Source organism: Shewanella indica, from assembly GCF_002836975.1.
GTDB lineage: Bacteria > Pseudomonadota > Gammaproteobacteria > Enterobacterales > Shewanellaceae > Shewanella > Shewanella indica.
The window spans coordinates 47,881-65,544 of record NZ_NIJK01000009.1; the positions used below are offsets into that span (position 1 = coordinate 47,881).

15 protein-coding genes are annotated in these 17,664 nt (G+C 52.5%); 3 read left to right on the forward strand and 12 right to left on the reverse strand.

Annotated elements, in window-relative coordinates; translation table 11 throughout:
* Positions 1-138 precede the first annotated feature (138 nt).
* Positions 139-507, forward strand: a complete 369-nt coding sequence (locus CX650_RS02540; protein ID WP_039033656.1) for a PilZ domain-containing protein — start codon at positions 139-141, stop codon at positions 505-507.
* 81 nt (positions 508-588) lie between these two features.
* On the opposite strand, the gene radA is transcribed toward CX650_RS02540, so the two are convergent.
* On the reverse strand, positions 589-1,953 hold the full coding sequence (radA, locus tag CX650_RS02545; RefSeq protein WP_039033655.1) for a DNA repair protein RadA: 1,365 nt from the start codon (positions 1,951-1,953) through the stop codon (positions 589-591).
* Positions 1,954-2,120: 167 nt separating this feature from the next.
* Here radA and CX650_RS02550 point away from each other — a divergent pair, with 167 nt between their 5' ends.
* Positions 2,121-4,535 carry a PilZ domain-containing protein gene (locus tag CX650_RS02550; RefSeq protein ID WP_101094937.1) on the forward strand — a complete coding sequence of 805 codons (2,415 nt, stop codon included), beginning with the start codon at positions 2,121-2,123 and terminating at the stop codon, positions 4,533-4,535.
* Here the strand turns inward: CX650_RS02550 and CX650_RS02555 are convergent.
* Together CX650_RS02555 and serB are read right to left on the reverse strand one after the other, a co-directional pair.
* A complete protein-coding gene (locus tag CX650_RS02555; RefSeq protein WP_101094938.1) occupies positions 4,502-5,422 on the reverse strand; it encodes an alpha/beta fold hydrolase in 921 nt (306 codons plus the stop codon). The genes CX650_RS02550 and CX650_RS02555 overlap by 34 nt on opposite strands.
* A 91-nt stretch (positions 5,423-5,513) precedes the next feature.
* Positions 5,514-6,491: a phosphoserine phosphatase SerB gene (gene serB / locus CX650_RS02560; protein WP_101094939.1), complete on the reverse strand. Its 978-nt coding sequence runs from the start codon at positions 6,489-6,491 to the stop codon at positions 5,514-5,516.
* Between the two features lie 81 nt (positions 6,492-6,572).
* Here serB and CX650_RS02565 point away from each other — a divergent pair, with 81 nt between their 5' ends.
* On the forward strand, positions 6,573-7,631 hold the full coding sequence (locus tag CX650_RS02565; protein WP_101094940.1) for an AhpA/YtjB family protein: 1,059 nt from the start codon (positions 6,573-6,575) through the stop codon (positions 7,629-7,631).
* 108 nt (positions 7,632-7,739) lie between these two features.
* On the opposite strand, the gene deoD is transcribed toward CX650_RS02565, so the two are convergent.
* The 9 genes from deoD to prfC form a co-directional block, all read right to left on the reverse strand.
* The gene (gene deoD, locus CX650_RS02570; protein ID WP_025009945.1) at positions 7,740-8,450 is read right to left on the reverse strand and encodes a purine-nucleoside phosphorylase; all 711 of its coding nucleotides are present in this window, start codon (positions 8,448-8,450) and stop codon (positions 7,740-7,742) included.
* 76 nt (positions 8,451-8,526) lie between these two features.
* Positions 8,527-9,744 (reverse strand): phosphopentomutase, encoded by a 1,218-nt coding sequence (locus CX650_RS02575; protein WP_044733933.1) that lies wholly within the window; start codon positions 9,742-9,744, stop codon positions 8,527-8,529.
* A gap of 1 nt (position 9,745) precedes the next feature.
* Positions 9,746-11,086: a thymidine phosphorylase gene (deoA, locus tag CX650_RS02580; RefSeq protein WP_101094941.1), complete on the reverse strand. Its 1,341-nt coding sequence runs from the start codon at positions 11,084-11,086 to the stop codon at positions 9,746-9,748.
* Positions 11,087-11,229: 143 nt separating this feature from the next.
* The gene (gene deoC / locus CX650_RS02585) at positions 11,230-12,003 is read right to left on the reverse strand and encodes a deoxyribose-phosphate aldolase (protein WP_039033648.1); all 774 of its coding nucleotides are present in this window, start codon (positions 12,001-12,003) and stop codon (positions 11,230-11,232) included.
* 389 nt (positions 12,004-12,392) lie between these two features.
* Positions 12,393-13,244: a nucleoside-specific channel-forming Tsx family protein gene (locus tag CX650_RS02590; protein WP_071475619.1), complete on the reverse strand. Its 852-nt coding sequence runs from the start codon at positions 13,242-13,244 to the stop codon at positions 12,393-12,395.
* A gap of 295 nt (positions 13,245-13,539) precedes the next feature.
* The gene (locus tag CX650_RS02595; protein ID WP_101094942.1) at positions 13,540-14,835 is read right to left on the reverse strand and encodes a NupC/NupG family nucleoside CNT transporter; all 1,296 of its coding nucleotides are present in this window, start codon (positions 14,833-14,835) and stop codon (positions 13,540-13,542) included.
* A 176-nt stretch (positions 14,836-15,011) separates the two neighbouring features.
* Positions 15,012-15,809 (reverse strand): TatD family hydrolase, encoded by a 798-nt coding sequence (locus CX650_RS02600; protein ID WP_039033696.1) that lies wholly within the window; start codon positions 15,807-15,809, stop codon positions 15,012-15,014.
* Positions 15,802-15,978, reverse strand: coding sequence for a hypothetical protein (locus CX650_RS19975; protein WP_157822980.1), 177 nt, complete (start codon positions 15,976-15,978; stop codon positions 15,802-15,804). Before CX650_RS19975 ends, CX650_RS02600 begins: the two co-directional genes overlap by 8 nt.
* Positions 15,979-16,037: 59 nt before the next feature.
* A complete protein-coding gene (gene prfC / locus CX650_RS02605) occupies positions 16,038-17,621 on the reverse strand; it encodes a peptide chain release factor 3 (protein ID WP_039033646.1) in 1,584 nt (527 codons plus the stop codon).
* Positions 17,622-17,664 lie beyond the last annotated feature (43 nt).

The following is a 17,664-nucleotide window of genomic DNA, read 5'->3' on the forward strand; positions in this document are numbered from 1 at the left end:
CCAACCGGCTGGGATAGAGGTCATTATTCACAATTTTTCATATTTTGTCTGTAGCGGATAGATATTTGACCTGAGTTCGGTGCTAAGCGCTTTTTATGTGGCTACAATAAGGACGAATCAAAAATTAAAGGACTGAATATGGACGAAAAGCGCAAGTTTTCGCGGATCCTGTTTAGCATAGATGCCCAGCTGAGCTGCGGTGACAAGGTGTGGAGCACCCATTTGCTGGATCTCTGTCTCAATGGCGCCATGGTGGAAGAACCTGCCGATTTCGCTCCCGAAGGCGTGCTGAAGCTGAGTTTTTGCCTGCCCCAGTCCGAAGTTGAACTGTGCATGGAGGCTGACGTCGTGTATCGCCGCAACGGCCTTCTGGGCCTCAAGTGCGGGCTTATTGATATCGAGAGTATCAGTCACTTAAGACGGCTATTGGAGCTGAATCTTGGTGATGCCTCACTGCTGCACCGCGAGTTGGAACAGTTTATCGCCGAACATGAACAGAGCCGCTGAAGCGGCTCCTGCTTCACAGGTCACAGGGCGGCAATAGCCCTGTTTGCCGGGCTATTACTTCACATAGCGCTCACATAGCAATCATAAAGCCCCGAGTGCCTCGCTGAGTTTGCTCACCCCTATCACCTGCATCCCCTGAGGCGGCTTTTTCGGCATATTGGCCTTAGGCACAATCGCCCGGGTAAAGCCATGCTTGGCAGCTTCCACCAAACGCTCCTGACCATTGGGCACGGGACGTATCTCACCGGAAAGGCCCACTTCGCCGAACACCACCAGATCCCTGGGCAGAATATCACCACGGAAACTGGAAACCATGGCCAACAGCAGAGTCAAATCGGCGCTGGTTTCTGTCACCTTGACACCACCGACCACGTTAACAAATACATCCTGATCCGACATCTGTAAGCCGCCATGACGATGCATTACCGCCAGCAACATAGCCAAACGATTGGCATCCATCCCCACGGCGACTCGCCGCGGATGCGACAGTGCCGAGCTGTCCACCAACACCTGTAGCTCCACCAGCAGCGGCCGGGTGCCCTCCCAAACCACCATCACCAAGGAGCCGGAGGCAGCTTCATCGGCGCGTGACAGGAATATCGCCGACGGATTGGCCACTTCCTTGAGCCCCCGTTCCGTCATGGCGAACACTCCCAGCTCATTGATGGCACCGAAGCGGTTCTTATGGGAGCGCAGGGTACGGTAGCGGCTATCGCTGTCCCCTTCAAACATCACGGAGCAATCTATGCAGTGCTCCAGCACCTTGGGGCCGGCCAGAGAGCCATCTTTGGTGACATGGCCGACCATGATAATGGCGATACCATTTTGTTTGGCAAAACGGGTCAGAAAAGCGGCCGACTCACGAACCTGGGCCACACTGCCGGGGGAAGACTGCACATCGCTGATATGCATCACCTGAATCGAGTCTATCACTATGACCTTGGGCTTCTCCCGCAGTGCCACAGTGCAGATGGTCTCGACACTGGTTTCGGACAACATCTTCAAACGTCCGGTGGGCAGACCCAAACGATGGGCACGCATAGCCACTTGCTGCAAAGATTCCTCGCCGGTGACATAGAGAGCCGGCATTGTCTCTGCCAGCTGACACAAAGTTTGCAGCAGCAAGGTACTCTTACCGGCCCCCGGATGACCGCCAATCAGGATGGCACTGCCGGCGACTATGCCGCCACCGAGCACACGGTCGAATTCGATAAAGCTACTGGGGATCCTGGGCACTTCGTTGAGATCTATCTGATCCAGCGTCTGGATCTCACTGGCACCGGCACCGGCATAACCGCTGAACTGCCCCCCCCGGGATGGTGTGGCCGCCCCCAGTCTGACTTCGGTAATGGTATTCCATTCATGACAAGCACTGCACTGCCCCTGCCAACGGGGAAAGTCCTGGCCACATTCGTTGCACACGTATGCTGTTTTATTCTTCGCCATCTGGGTTCAAACTTGTGTAAAATCTGTAATAGTTAATTAAAATAATTGCACTTTCAAAGTGATAGTTTCAGCGCGATAATCCCGATTTGGGTTCAAGCTTCCCAAAGCCGGGCCGACATAAGACTAACAGTCAGCACAAGAATAAGCACCCTTTAAAGAGCGAGTCCATGAGCCCAGATCACCACAGCGCCCTGATTGAGCAACTCAAGCCCCTGATGATGGAGCCGGACTTTAGTGAGATCTTCTTGCAGCTCACCGCCGAAGAGTCCAACTCGACCCGCTTTCTGTTAAAGATGGAAATCCAGCGCCTGGCTTCCCCCTGTCTGAGGATCATTGATCTCAGAGACAAATCGGAACTGCCCTGCCTGGAGTATCGCTTCGCTGACCAACGCCATTATCTCGATGCCCCGGCCAAAGAGGCCTTAGACGCCGCACTGGCGCTGTACCGCAACCAGTACACAATGGGAGTATATGAACAGGTGATGGAGGCTCATCGCCAGCGTCGCCAACGACTACAGCAAACGCCCCGCAATCAGGAAGGCCAGGAGAATCCCTATCTGGTACCCGGAATCGTCCTGGGACGTTACTTCAACCGCAGTGAAGAGCGGATGAACTACAGCATCAAGATAGCGGTTTCCCAACCCGGCAGAGAAGAGTTGCGCGGCAATACCGCAGATCTTTCCGTCGGTGGCGCCAGGGTGCGCCTGCCCGCCAGACACAACTTAGATCTTAACCGGCCGCTAAGGGTCAAGCTACTGGACCTCAGCGATGAATACTATTACCGGGATCTGCAACTCGGAGTCGACTACCAGATAGTCGATGCCCAGACAGAGCAGGATACCTGCTGGATGCGGCTAAAACGCATCGGCGGCAGTGAGCAGCTCTCCGAGCTACTTGCCAGCCTTATTCGCGGTTATAAGTTCCGTTACAAGGTGGATGTCAACGATGTACTGACAACAGCAACAGGACTGGGATTCGAGCGCCATTATCTGGCCCATCTGCCACACCTGCCGCTGTTTATCGAGCAGGACAGCCAAGGCAACCCAACTATTGGCGCTTTGCTGCTGAGCCGGGACAATCAGGCACTGCTGCACGATTTTCTCGATGAAGCCGATATCAACCAATTGCCGGGACTGCTGAGCAAGCAGAGACTGGCGGCCATGCTCGCCGAGCCGGACAACGCCGACCACAGATTACTGTTCAGCTTTACCTATAATGCCCGTGGTCAACTCTACTTCTACTCAGCCAGCCTCAGCGAGCTGAAAAAAAGCCGCCTGCAACCTCTGTTTCTCGGCTTTGGTGCCACCAAGGGTAGTTGGAAGGTTATCCAGGTGAGCCTGGATACCATAGACCACCGGGGTTCCTACAAGGCCTCCATGCTCCCGGGGGATGACAGCAACTACTCGGCACTGACTGAGCAGCAGCTGAGCAAATACAGCCACATATTACAGTTGATGGACGTGACCGACGAACAGGCCGCCGAAGAGTATCGTCGCTGGCCATTCAAGATGGACGCCAATGAGCTCAAGCGTTTCGGCCAAACCAAAATCACCACCAACAGTATCCGATTGGTGTCCATGTATTTCAGCGAGCGGCGCCAGGAAGCCAGGTTCTCCTTCAAGACCTTGGTCAACATCAGTCAGGGCAAACAGCAATACACAGGGATCACCCATGATATTTCCAGTCGTGGCCTGCAGCTGAATCTGGATGAAAACGCGACTCTCAATCCCAAGGAGCCACTGCTGCTGAGCTTTCCCAAGCTGCAGGAGCTGGCGCCCAAGGCAAAACTGCAGGCACTGCCCTACCGCTTGGTGCGCAGCCGTAAAAACGGTGTCACCCTGCATCTGGCGGCGGTGATGGGCCACACGCCTCATCCGGGAGTGGAGTTTTTGCAGCGCCTGATAGAGCAAAACCGCGAGAAATTGCAGCAACTGACAGAAAATAACTCTGAGGTCAAAGAACTGGCCGAAGGAATGAAAAACCTCTTGATGCGCAAACTGCATTCAGTGCCTTTCCTTGTGGAAAAAACCGTCAAGTCTTTCCGTTTTTCGGCGCTGGGGGTCGGCGTCAAGCCGGATGTCGTCAGCGACCTGTTCGCCAACAGCAGCGCTGAACAGTTGCAGTTCAATCTCGAACCTTTACTGCAAGACGGCCGGCTGAAGCGCGACTTTATCGGCCCGATACGGGCGATGAAGCCGCAGATGACCATGGACAGCTTCGAAGTCTTTGTGCAGTTGGTGCGCCAATCCAGCGGCCAGTTGCGGCTGCGCTGCACCGCCCGCCATGAACTGGCGGAGCGTCAGGCCCAAGTGGATTTTATCCGTCAGGCGCAATCGCTCGGCAGCTTTATGGCCTTGAAAGTCTATCGCGGCGCCGCCGGTAAACCGGATCTGGGCTATATCCGCCGCGAACTGGAATATATAGGTGTTCATGCCAAGCACAAGGCCAAGAAGCTCGAAGAGATGCTGTGGCGGGTAGTGGGCGTTGGCGAATTTTTGGAAATCACCAGCGAGGTCTTGCTGCGCTACCCGGAATTAAATCCAGAAGCTCAGTCACTGACGCTGGAAAGCTCAAAACCCTGATACCAGGCGAGCACCTTGTTGAAATGATCGTTTGGTGCATCCACATGGGTCAGCATATCCGCATGACCATAGTCGTGGCGATTGCCGTTTTCCCGTGACAGTAAGGTAAAGCGGCTATTTTGCAAGCCGCATTCGGCCATCATATCCAGCACATCTTCCGGGTTGCCGAGCACAGTGTCATTCTGTCCGGCGATAAACCAACTCTTGGGCCAAGTGGCTTTGGCGGCAGCCCGGCCATAGTCGAAACCATCGTCATGATCTATCCAATCACCGCGTACCCAATCTATGCTCTGCTGTAGCGAAGCCCGGCTCTCGTTATCCATGCCCATGCGCCACTTGTCGGCCGCGAGATAGCCGTGACCGGCGGCAATGCCGGGAGCCAGGCGGTTCCAAACGAGATCCACCATCAGCCACTTTTTCAATGACCTGACTCTTATGGTGCGCTTGCTGCCAAAGGTAAGCAGTGATGCCACCGAGGCTTGCAGTTCCGGAAATCGGGCCAGGGCACTGGCCATCAGCACCCCGCCCCAGGAATGGGCACACCAATGCAGTTTGTCCAGGGACTCGGCCTCAAGCAGATACTGCTGCACCAGGGGCAGTTGTTCACGGATGACCTCGCCTTGCCCAAGCTCAAACCCTCGCGCCAACTTAGGCGTGCTGAGGCCGCGACCTGCACTGTCCATTACATAGACGGTAAAGCCCGCCTGGGCCAGAAACGGTGCCAGACCTCGACCTCTGCTGCTGTAAAACACCCGACCGTTGGACATGGCGCCGTGCAACATCAAAATCGGGATCTGATGCCGAATACCGGCTGCGGGAGAAATTTTGCGAAGATGCAGTTCGCCATCTCGATAAGGCAGAAAGATTGATTGCTGTGTAGTTTCCATGGAGTGTGTCGTCACCGGGTTCTATAGCAAAAGCTAATGAATCCCGGTCACAAAAACAAGAGCAATCACTCTAATTCTAACTGTTAACGCTTCAGCGCCCTTGCAGCAAGAAAGGTAATACCTGCAGGCCCAGCTTATTGATCCTGGCCGCAGCCGCCGCAGCCAGCTTAGGTTTGGCATGATAGGCAATACCAAAATCGGCCGCCTGCACCATGGGGATATCGTTGGCGCCATCGCCTATGGCCAGCCTTTGCCCGGCAGCTATCTGCCACTGCTCGGCGCATTTTTTCACCACATCAGCCTTGAAGGCGGCATCCACTACCTGGCCGCTAACCTCGCCGAGCAACTTGCCATCGCTTATTACCAGTTCATTGGCAAAAGCGGCATCCAACCCAAGCAACTGCTGCAGATGGCCAACAAAGGGGGTAAAACCACCTGAGGCCACCACAGTGCGCCAGCCATAGGACTTGAGCTCGGCTATCATGCTCTCAAGCCCGGGGCTCAAGGGCAAGCGGGCACAGAGGTCATCAATAATACTTTGATTCGCGCCCTTGAGCTTGGCCACCCTCTGGCGCAGGCTCTGTTCGAAGTCCAGCTCCCCCTGCATCGCCCGCTCGGTCACTTGTGCCACCTCGGCGCCCACGCCGGCAGCGGCCGCCAATTCATCGATACACTCAATGGTAATGGCGGTCGAGTCCATATCCATCACCAACAGGCCTGGAGTCGAAAGCTGCGGTAAACTCGTTGTCGCCGCAATGGACAGGTAGTCCAGCTCGCAAATTGACTCAAGACGATTCTGCATGGATTGACAGATACCCGCCTCGAGCAGCAACTCGAGCCCATACAAGGATTGCTCGCGCTGCAAAATCGCCACCGCCCTCGGTGCCAACTCGGGAAGCAAATCGGCAACAGCAGCCGCGGCCTTTTCACTGAAGATCAGCCGTAATCGCTCACCCTGAGCATGTTGCCCTTCCTTGAATGCCGGCCAAGTATGCTGCTGCAGACTCAAGACATAGACACCATCCTGACGTTGACTGGCCAACAGGGGAAAAGGTAAGACTGACTCCATGGTCACTGCTCTCCGGCTATCGGGCATACCCATAATCCATTATGATTAGGGAAACACCGAATTTGATTAAGGGACAAAGTATTGTTGTTCAAGGGCCTTAAAAAAAGCCAGAAGATCAGCAGACTGCTGCAGATCGCCATAGCCGTCACTCTGCTGGTCGGCCTGGTCCAGCTGTGGCAGACAAGCCTACTACAAGGGCAGCGGCTTCTGAAGACCCAAACCCAAAAGATGGCCAGATTATTGGTGCAACAAACAGCCTATGGTGCCGCACCGGCGTTGCAACTGCAAAATGATGAGCAGTTGCAATGGCTGGCCAGCGCCCTGGTGGAAGATCCCAAGGTGATGGCGGCGACTATCTACAGCGAGGATGGCCAGCGGCTATCCTTTGCCCAGGATGTCAGCCCAGAGTTACTGGAGCCGGACTCCCCGGAGCTGGATGATCTGCTGGCGCCCTATCCCCCTTATGTCGAGCCGGTGATCCAGCAAGGTAAAAACCTGGGCTTCGTCGAAGTCAGGCTGGATCCCAAGCTGTTTTTCAATGAGATCAAAGAAGCCCACGAGCTGAATATGGAGCAGCAGCAACTGATGCTGATAGTCGCGGGCTTTATCGGCCTGTTGCTGTCGCGGGCCTTGTCGTTCAAACGCGCCGACTTTGACCGCCGCCGCACCCGGGTCAAGCGCAGGCGTAAAAAGCTTAAACAGCAGGAAAAAGCAACCGCCAAGGAAGCTGCGGATACTGAATCCAATGCCACCGAAAGCCAAGATTCAGCCCCGGATACCGGTGAAGCCCAGACCGAGCTTGAAGCTGAATCCAACACCAATATGTCACCCAAACAGGCAGAAAAGCCCGCCAAAGCCTCGGCCACAAAGACTGCCAGGCCAGAGCATTCAGAGGTAAACACTAAATCTGGGATTGACAATAAAACAGGGGAAAAGGTCCAAACAAAAACAGGCGGTGAAACTTCAGCGCCCCCAATTGACTCAAGTAACCAAAGAGACCAAAGCGAAGCCAAGCAAGCCAACGATAGCCTGATCCCGGATCCTGTCGATGCGGACGATCCCCGCAGTAAACGTCCCTGGCCGGGAGTTGTCCCCAAACGGGAGCCACAAACTGCAGAAGCAAACAAAAAGAACGAGTAGCCCGAGAGCCAGCTTCAGCTGCAGAGCAGCGCTCCAGGAATAAGTGGCAAGGCTTAAAAACAATAAGGGCTCCCTCGGGAGCCCTTATGATGTCAGTTGGTTACCGGATTACAGGGTAATCGCTGCATCCAGCGTCATGACGATCATATCGTTGAAAGTGGTTTGACGCTCATCAGAGCTGGTCTTCTCACCGGTACGGATATGGTCGGAAACTGTTACCACGCAAAGAGCGCGGGCACCGAATTCATGGGCAACACCGTAGAGACCGGCAGCTTCCATTTCCACACCCAGTACACCCATCTTTTCCATCACGTCGAACATTTCAGGATCCGGAGTGTAGAAGAGATCGGCAGAGAACACGTTACCTACACGAATTTTGGTACCGTGAGTCTTGGCTGAGTCGACTACAGCGCTCATCAGCTCATAGTTGGCGATGGCAGCAAAGTCCTGACCTTTGAAACGCAGACGGTTCACCTGAGAATCGGTGCAGGCGCCCATGCCGATGATCACATCGCGCACTTTAACGTCAGTACTGATTGCACCACAGGTGCCTACACGGATCAGGTTCTTGACACCATAGTCCTTGATAAGCTCAGTGGCATAAATGGAGCAGGAAGGGATACCCATGCCTGAACCCATCACAGAGATACGCTTGCCTTTGTAGGTACCTGTGAAACCGAGCATGTTACGTACGTCGGTAACCTGTTCTACGTTTTCCAGGAAGGTTTCGGCAATGTACTTGGCCCGCAATGGATCGCCAGGGAAAAGTACGGTTTCAGCGAATGCGCCGTCAACTGCATTGATATGTGGTGTTGCCATCGAAATAACCCCGTTAGTTTTATAAAGACTCAAGTCTGTTTATTAAAGACGGCTCCGGCGAGGGAGCCATATCTTGTCAGCGAATAAATGATTCGCCGTATTCCATTGGTTCCAGCTTGAAGTAGCTGGCAATGGATTGGCCGATATCGGCAAAGCTCTTGCGACGCCCCAATGAACCAGCACTCAAACCTGCGCCATAGGCCAGAACCGGCACATGTTCGCGGGTATGATCTGTGCCTTCCCAAGTAGGGTCGCAACCATGGTCTGCAGTCAGGATAAGCAAGTCATCCTTATTCAGCAGTGCCAGGATTTCAGGCAATCTTGCATCGAAGTATTCCAATCCCCGGGCATAACCTGCCACATCTCGGCGGTGGCCATAGTGGGAATCGAAATCCACGAAGTTGGTGAAGACTATGGTGTTGTCACCGGCAGCCTTGACCTGCTCCAGTGTAGCATCGAATAGAGCCTCCAGGCCCGAGGCCTTAACCTTGCTGGTGATACCGCAGTGGGCATAAATATCGGAAATTTTACCGACACTGACCACTTGGCCGCCGGCGGCTTTCAGCTTATCCAGCACAGTTTTCGCCGGTGGCTCTACTGCGTAGTCACGGCGATTGCCGGTGCGAGCAAAATCGGCGGCGCCGCTGCCAACAAAGGGTCGCGCTATGACTCGGCCGATATTATATGGCTCAAGCTCTTCACGGGCGATTTCACACAAACGGTAGAGGTTCTCCAGGCCGAAGCTTTCTTCATGGCAGGCAATCTGGAACACAGAGTCGGCCGAAGTGTAGAAGATAGGCAGGCCGGAACGCATATGTTCTTCACCCAACTCTTCAAGAATCGCAGTTCCGGATGCGTGACAATTACCGAGGAAACCGCCAAGGCCGGCGCGCGCCAGGATCTTATCGGTCAATTCTTTGGGGAAAGAGTTTTGCTTGTCGCTGAAATAGCCCCAATCAAACAGCACGGGAACACCGGCCATTTCCCAGTGACCACTGGGGGTATCCTTGCCTGAGCTCAGCTCTTCGGCATGGCCATAGGCGCCTATCAGCTCGACATCGGCGTCAAAGCCGGGGGCAAACTGACCTGTGCTTTCCATGGCGGCATGTGCCAGCCCCAGACGGCTAAGATTGGGTAACTTCAGCGGCCCTTCACGGCCATCATTGGCACGCCCTTCGGCACACTCCTTGGCGATATGACCAAAGGTATCTGAACCCAGGTCACCAAACTTGGCAGCATCACCGGCTGCACCGACGCCGAAGGAATCCAGCATTAAAATAATGGTACGTTTCATACTACTTCTCCTGGAGATCGGCGGCGCGGATGGCGCGATAAATCTCCGGTGTTTTCTCAGGGGCGCTGTCGCCAATGACTATGGCTCGGCGCACAGCGGCAGCGGCTTCTTCGAAGGCGCTTTCTGACTGGGCATGCACCATTGCCAGCGGCTTGTCGGCATTGATTTCATGTCCCAGGGCACAAACCTGTGTCAGGCCGACGCTGTAATCCAGGGCATCACCAGGCTTACGACGACCACCACCCAAAGTGACCACAGCCAAGCCGAGTTCACGGGTATCCATACTGTAAGCAAAGCCTGAACGCTCGGCATATACAGGACGAATAATCTTGGCTTGGGGCAAATATTTTTCAGGATGCTCGACAAAATCGGCCGGGCCACCCAGTCCAGAAACCATACGGGCGAAGATCTCGGCGGCCTTGCCATTATCCAGCACGGCGTTGAGCTTACTGCGGGCCTCGGCCTCATTGGCGGCAAGGCCACCGAGCAGCAACATCTCACTGCAAAGTCCCATGGTGACTTCGTAAAGGCGCGGATTACGATATTTGCCGGTAAGGAAGTTCACCGCCTCAAGCACTTCGACCGCGTTCCCGGCGCAGGAGGCCAACACCTGGTTCATATCTGTCAGCAGCGCCGTGGTCTTGGTACCTGCACCATTGGCAACCGCAACAATAGAGCGAGCCAGCTCCTCGGATGCCTGATAAGTAGGCATAAAGGCACCGCTGCCCACTTTGACGTCCATCGCCAGCGCATCCAGGCTACAAGCCAGCTTCTTCGACAGAATAGAGGCGGTGATAAGCGGGATCGATTCGACGGTGGCCGTGTTGTCACGAATGGAATAGAAACGCTTGTCGGCAGGGACCAGATCGCCGGTTTGACCGATAATGGCCACACCGACCTCTTTAACTACCTTACGGAATAGTTCGCTGTCGGGCTCAGTCTGATAGCCGGGAATGGCGTCAAACTTATCCAGAGTACCACCTGTGTGGCCCAGACCACGACCGGAAATCATGGGAACATAACCGCCGCAGGCTGCCGCCATAGGGCCAAGCATCAGGCTGATAACATCACCCACGCCGCCTGTGCTGTGTTTGTCTATGACAGGGCCGTCGAGCTGCAGGCTATCCCAATTGAGCACAGTGCCGGAATCACGCATAGCCGTAGTCAGTGCGATGCGCTCATCCATGGTCATGTCGTTAAAATACACCGCCATCCCGAATGCAGCTATCTGACCTTCAGACACACTGTTATCGGTAATGCCTTTGACAAAGAACTGGATCTCCTCCTTGGAAAGCGCCATTTTTTCACGTTTTTTACGGATTATCTCTTGTGCCAGAAACATAATACTGCCTCCTTTCTGCTGCAACCTTGTCTATAAAAGCTGTTACAGCATTGGGGTTGGACGTCAAATGTGTAGTAATTTTATTACAGATACTAACCAAGTTTTGACGTCCCCAAATAGACTTGGATCACAATCAGCGGGGATTAGTAACCTTGAGTCGGTGCTGGTGCGTCAGCCAGTTCCAGCGTGTGCAGCAGACTGGACAGCAGGCTGGATGCACCGAAACGGAAAGTCCGGGGAGACACCCAGTCACTGCCCAGAATACGCTCGGCTACGCCAAGAAATTCAGCAGCTTGGGCGGCATCACGCACACCACCGGCGGGCTTGAAGCCTACAGCAGGATTCTTCTCACTGATAACAGTCAGCATGATTTCAGCTGCTTCAAGAGTGGCATTGACCGGCACCTTACCGGTAGAGGTTTTGATAAAGTCAGCGCCGGCATCGATAGACAGCTCAGAAGCCTTGCGAATAAGCGCCGGGTCTTTCAGCTCGCCGGATTCGATGATCACCTTCAACAGCACATCTTCACCACAGGCTTCTTTGCAAGCCTTCACCAGCTCAAAACCAACAGTTTCGTTGCCTTCCATCAGCGCACGATAAGGGAATACCACATCCACTTCATCAGCACCGTAAGCGACTGCTGCGCGAGTTTCCAGCACCGCGATAGCGATGTCATCATTACCGTGAGGGAAGTTGGTGACTGTGGCAATACGGATATCATCGGCACCCATGGCATCCAGAGTCTTGCGCGCGATAGGAATAAAACGTGGATAAATGCAGATAGCAGCGGTATGACCGGCCGGGGTATTGGCCTTATGACACAGATCAATCACCTTCTGATCGGTATCATCATCATTCAAGGTGGTCAGGTCCATCAGTTGGATGGCGCGCTGTGCTGCTTGTTTTAAATCGCTCATAATTGCTCTCCGAGACATAAAATCAAAGGATTAAAAATCTGTCTTGGCAGCGCCAGAGGGGCTTTTGTGGTTATTGTTATGGCCGGGCCTTCGGGCGACGCCTGCATTTGACTGCAAATCATCTTTGTAGGGTATTCAACCTTGATAACGAGTATCACGACTTGAATCCTTGAAGACCGGGAAGGGGGAACTCGAGTTCCTTGCCTTGCCGCGAAAAATCCCTTTTAACGCGAGAAATCTGTCAACCTTTACATAAACAAGCTGAACCAGCTTCCGGCTATTAATCCGGGTTCATTGAACCCAATTCACTATAGCTCAGGCTTAGGTAAAGATTAAGTCAGAGCAAAATAAAAACGGGGGTCACCCAATTGGGTCACCCCCATCAGAACTTAGAACTTGTAGGTCGCGCTCAGGTAGTGAGACCAACCTGTAGATTCCAGAGCCAGAGCACCGGCACCATCTTCAATCAGGTATACGTCTTTAAAGCCTTTCAGGCCATAACCCAGAGCGTAACGGTCTGAATGCCAGTACAGACCGAAGAATACGTTACCACCATTGGTAGATGTTGGTACGAAAGCTGTCTTGTTTTCGTCAGCACCGAACTGGTAGTCGATGTAGCCCTGGAATGACAGGAAGCTCTTGTTGTCGAAGAAGTAGAAAGGCTTGAACCAGTTCATGGAGAACTGATAACCGTTCCATTCTTTGTTGTTCAGGTCGTAGTATCCATACAGGTTCATGCCGGTTTTGCCCAGCCATGGCACCATAACGTCAGCACCCACACCCCAGAAAGAGCTGTTTACACCTGTACCATCACCGTCGTTAATCAGACCGTCCCAGTTAAACAGAGTAGAGAAGTAAACTTCTTGAATTGGACCGAATGACAGATCTTTACCAAATACGGCATCCAAGGAGATACGTGGTGCAAATTTCATGAACAGCTTGCTGCTGCCTGAACCTGGGTTCTTGTCACCGTCGTTGGTGTACTGGTTACCCAGGTTAAACACGTCAACATAACCGTACAGGTCAAAGATACCGGAACGACCACCGAATTCCATTTCCAGGTAGTTGTGCTGATCACCTGTAGCTGGGTTATCGGGCTTCTCACCGATAGAATACATCAGGTTGAACTGCATCCACTTGTAATCACTGCCGTGCAGATCAGAACGATCAGCGGCGTAAGCATTGCCTGACATGGCGGCGACCGCGGTAGCGGCTAAAGCTAAAGTTTTAACGTTTTTCATCATCAACCCCATTCATCTTTGGTTCTCGCCACCCTCTTGGAGCGGCATTCTTTTAATTGGCGCCCGCATTCTACCTTCTCCATCCAAAACTACAAGAAAGACAAAAATAAAATGCGAACACTTAATTTTATATTTGAACAAAAGTACCCATTTCACTCACTTGCCAGAAATATCTGCACTCTTGTTCTGCTCATCTTGCCAACCATAGATAGGCATATGAGCCAAGCAAAGCTAATTTGGAAATCGATTGGGTTAACAAGAGGCCTGCGAATTCAGGCCTCTGTTCACTACCGTCTTACAGTGCCAGGAACAAACCGGCCAGAGTCGCACTCATCAAGTTAGCCAGAGAACCGGCAACCACAGCGCGCAGACCCAGTTTAGCCAGATCGTGACGACGATTTGGTGCCATGGCACCCAAACCGCCCAGCAGAATTGCGATAGAAGACAAGTTAGCAAAGCCACACAGAGCGAAAGAGACAATCGCCATTGTACGCCCTGTCATTGGCGCCTGAGTTTCAGCCACACACATAGGCAACTCTTTAGTGACGTCAGCGGCAACTGTAGTACAAGCCATAGCAGCATCATGGATGTAGGGTGCAAAGTTCATGTAAGCCACAAACTCGTTGACCACTATCTTCTGACCGATGAAAGAACCTGCAATCATGGCTTCATTCCAAGGCACACCAATGAGGTAAGCCAGCGGCATGAAGATATAACCCAGGATCAGTTCCAAGGTCAGGTTTTCCATGCCGAACCAACCGCCGATACCACCAATGATACCGTTGATCATGGCAATCAAACCGATGAAGGCCAGCAGCATAGCACCAACGTTCAGCGCCAGGTGCATACCGGAAGAAGCACCGGCTGCAGCAGCGTCAAGCACGTTGGCTGGCTTGTCAGGATCGTCCGGCAGCTCATCCATGTCGTTCTTGGCAGTTTCTGTCTCTGGGTGCATCAATTTGGCCATCAACAAGCCACCTGGAGCGGCCATGAAAGATGCCGCAACCAGATACTGGATCGGTACACCCATCTGCGCGTAACCTGCCAGAACAGAACCCGCGATAGATGCCAGACCACCGACCATAATGGCAAACAGCTCAGATTGAGTCATGGTAGGAATGAAGGGACGAACCACCAGAGGTGCTTCGGTCTGACCCACGAAGATATTGGCAGTGGCAGACATAGACTCGGTACGGCTGGTACCCAGGGCCTTCTGCAAGGCGCCACCTATGATGCGGATAATCCACTGCATGATGCCCAGATAATAGAGCACAGCGATCAGAGAAGAGAAGAACACTATGATTGGCAGCACGTTTACTGCGAAGATAAAGCCGACCTTAAAGTTAGCCAAATCACCAAACAGGAAACCGATACCATTTTGTGCATAACCGATAACACTGGAAACAGCGTCGGAGATACTTTTCAGGATATCTTTACCGACCGGCACATACAGCACAAAGCCACCGAAAGCGGCCTGAATCGCCAGTGCACCACCGACTGTTCTAAGATTGATTGCTTTCTTGTTGTTGGACAACAAGAAACCAATCGCGAGTAGGGTGACCACCCCTACCAAGCTCATAAGTATATTCATTAACCATCACCCTATTGTTAACGCTTTTTAATTATGTTGTTAACCAACCTTTTTCCGAGCAAGATTATACCCGACCTCCGGGGCAAAATCGTCGTTTTGATCAAGTTTTTGAAGTTAATTTTCAAAAGTTTAGTCACCGCATGTAATGCGAGTTACACCTGTTCCATTAAAAAAAACTAAAGCTCAAATAGTTGCATCAGATTCTGTTGGAGGTGTTCTGATATTAGAACATTGCTATTTTTCTGCAAATTCGCCATTTCGGCTATTATTTGTACCAGCGTCAGAGGGGTATTGCGCTTTTCCGGCAAGAAATGAGGTGCCATTGAGGGTGAATCCGTCTCGATCAAGAGCGCATCCAGAGGTAATTTGCTAACTGTGTCACGTAACTTTTTTGCGTTTTTATTCAGCAATAAGCCACCAATCCCCAATTTGAAACCCAGTTCCAGATAAGCGATTGCTGTTTCGTAGGAGCCGTTGAATGCATGAACTACTCCGCCCCGCGGCAGTGAATACTGTTTCAGCATTCCCAAGAGTTCATTATGGGTCTTCACCGAATGCAATATCAGTGGCAGCTTCAACTCCGACGCCAAGGCCAACTGCCCATCAAGCACTCGGTATTGTAAATTCCAAGGGGCATGCGCCGGGTTATCTGGTGCGAGCTCTGCCTTGGGTTTATCCAAACCACACTCGCCAATTCCCACCATCAAAGAGTCATTCGCCGTTATGAGCTCGGTTCTCAGTGCGGCAAGGGATTGATCACATTCAATGAGGGTTTTCGGGCAATACCAGGGATGGATCCCCAAGGTATAAGGCAGTTGCAGTTGGTGAGCAATCGCTTTCTGTTTTGACCAATGTTCACGGCTAACACCGGGAATTATGGCCCCACCAATACCGGCAGCCTTCATCGCGGCTATGAGGGCTTGCCTGTCATGATCAAACTCACTGAAATCCAGATGAGCATGGGAGTCAAAGATCATGTTGTTTTCCTTCTTTTTGTCCGTCTGCCAGAGGTTCTTCCTGCTCACGTTTCTTTAATGGCGGATCGCTGAGCCTTGGCATACAACAACGGCGACTATCTTCGGTTAACCCCAAGCTGTCGCAAAAACGGATGTAACTTTTCCAGCATTTTTGAATAAAAAACATCAGAAGATCTCTCAACAACATCCCAATAAAAAAGGTGGAGCAAGCTCCACCTTTATGATTTAGTGTTCCCGGGTCTTGGCAAACTCAATATCCGGATAGCGCTCCATGGATAAATTAAGATTAACCATGGTCGGAGCGATATAAGTCAGGTTATCACCGCCATCCAATGCCAGATTGGTGGAGCACTTACGTTGGAACTCTTCCAGCTTACGGGCATCATCACAGTAGACCCAACGCGCGGTTGCCACGTTTATAGCCTCATAGATGGCTTCCACGTTGTATTCCGATTTGAGTCTGGCGACCACCACTTCGAACTGCAGTACCCCAACAGCCCCTACGATCAAATCATTGGTATCCAGAGGACGAAAAACCTGTACAGCCCCTTCTTCCGAGAGTTGCACCAGGCCTTTGAGCAGCTGTTTCTGCTTCAGCGGATCTTTAAGACGAATACGACGGAACATTTCCGGTGCAAAGTTGGGGATCCCGGAAAACTTCAACTCTTCACCTTGGGTAAAGGTATCGCCAATCTGAATGGTGCCATGATTGTGCAAACCTATAATATCGCCGGCGTAAGCTTCGGCGGCGCGCTCACGGTCACCGGCCATAAAAGTAACCGCATCTGAGATACTGATAGTTTTCCCTAAACGGACATGCTTCATCTTCATGCCCTGGGTATATTTACCGGAAACGATACGCATAAAGGCGATACGGTCTCTGTGTTTCGGATCCATGTTTGCCTGGATCTTGAATACGAAACCGGAAAACTTCTCTTCTCCGGCTTCGACCAGACGCTCGGTGGTCTGCCTAGGCATAGGTTTGGGAGCCCAAGCGGTCAAGCCATCGAGCATATGGTCGACCCCAAAGTTACCCAAGGCGGTACCGAAGAACACAGGTGTCAGCTCACCACTCAAGAATAGTTCAAGATCAAATTCATTGGAGGCGCCGGTTACCAACTCCATCTCGTCACGTAGCTGCGTTGCAAGGTCGCTGCCAACGGCTTCATCCAGCTCAGGGTTATCCAACCCTTTAACTATCCGCACTTCCTGAATGGTGTGACCGTGACCTGTCTGATACAGAATGGTTTCATCGCGGTGAATATGGTAAACGCCTTTGAAAGACTTACCACAACCTATGGGCCAACTGACCGGAGCACAGAGAATATCGAGCTCGTTTTCCACTTCATCGAGCAATTCCATCGGATCGCGGATATCCCGGTCAAGCTTGTTCATGAAGGTGACGATCGGGGTGTCACGCAGCCGAGTCACTTCCATCAACTTACGGGTTCTGTCCTCAACCCCTTTGGCAGCATCGATAACCATAAGGCAGGAGTCCACCGCTGTCAGGGTACGGTAGGTATCCTCAGAGAAGTCTTCGTGACCTGGGGTATCCAGCAGGTTGACCAAGCAGTCGTTGTAAGGAAACTGCATCACAGAAGTCGTGACCGAGATCCCCCGCTCCTTTTCCATCTCCATCCAGTCAGATTTCGCATGCTGAGACGAGCCACGGCCTTTTACTGTACCGGCAGATTGAATGGCGCGGCCATGAAGCAAGACTTTTTCTGTGATGGTGGTTTTACCCGCATCCGGGTGAGAAATGATGGCGAAGGTGCGGCGCTTGTCCACTTCGACTTTAATACCTGACATGTTCTTCCGTACACTTATGACGCTTGAAAAAGGCGCAAATTAT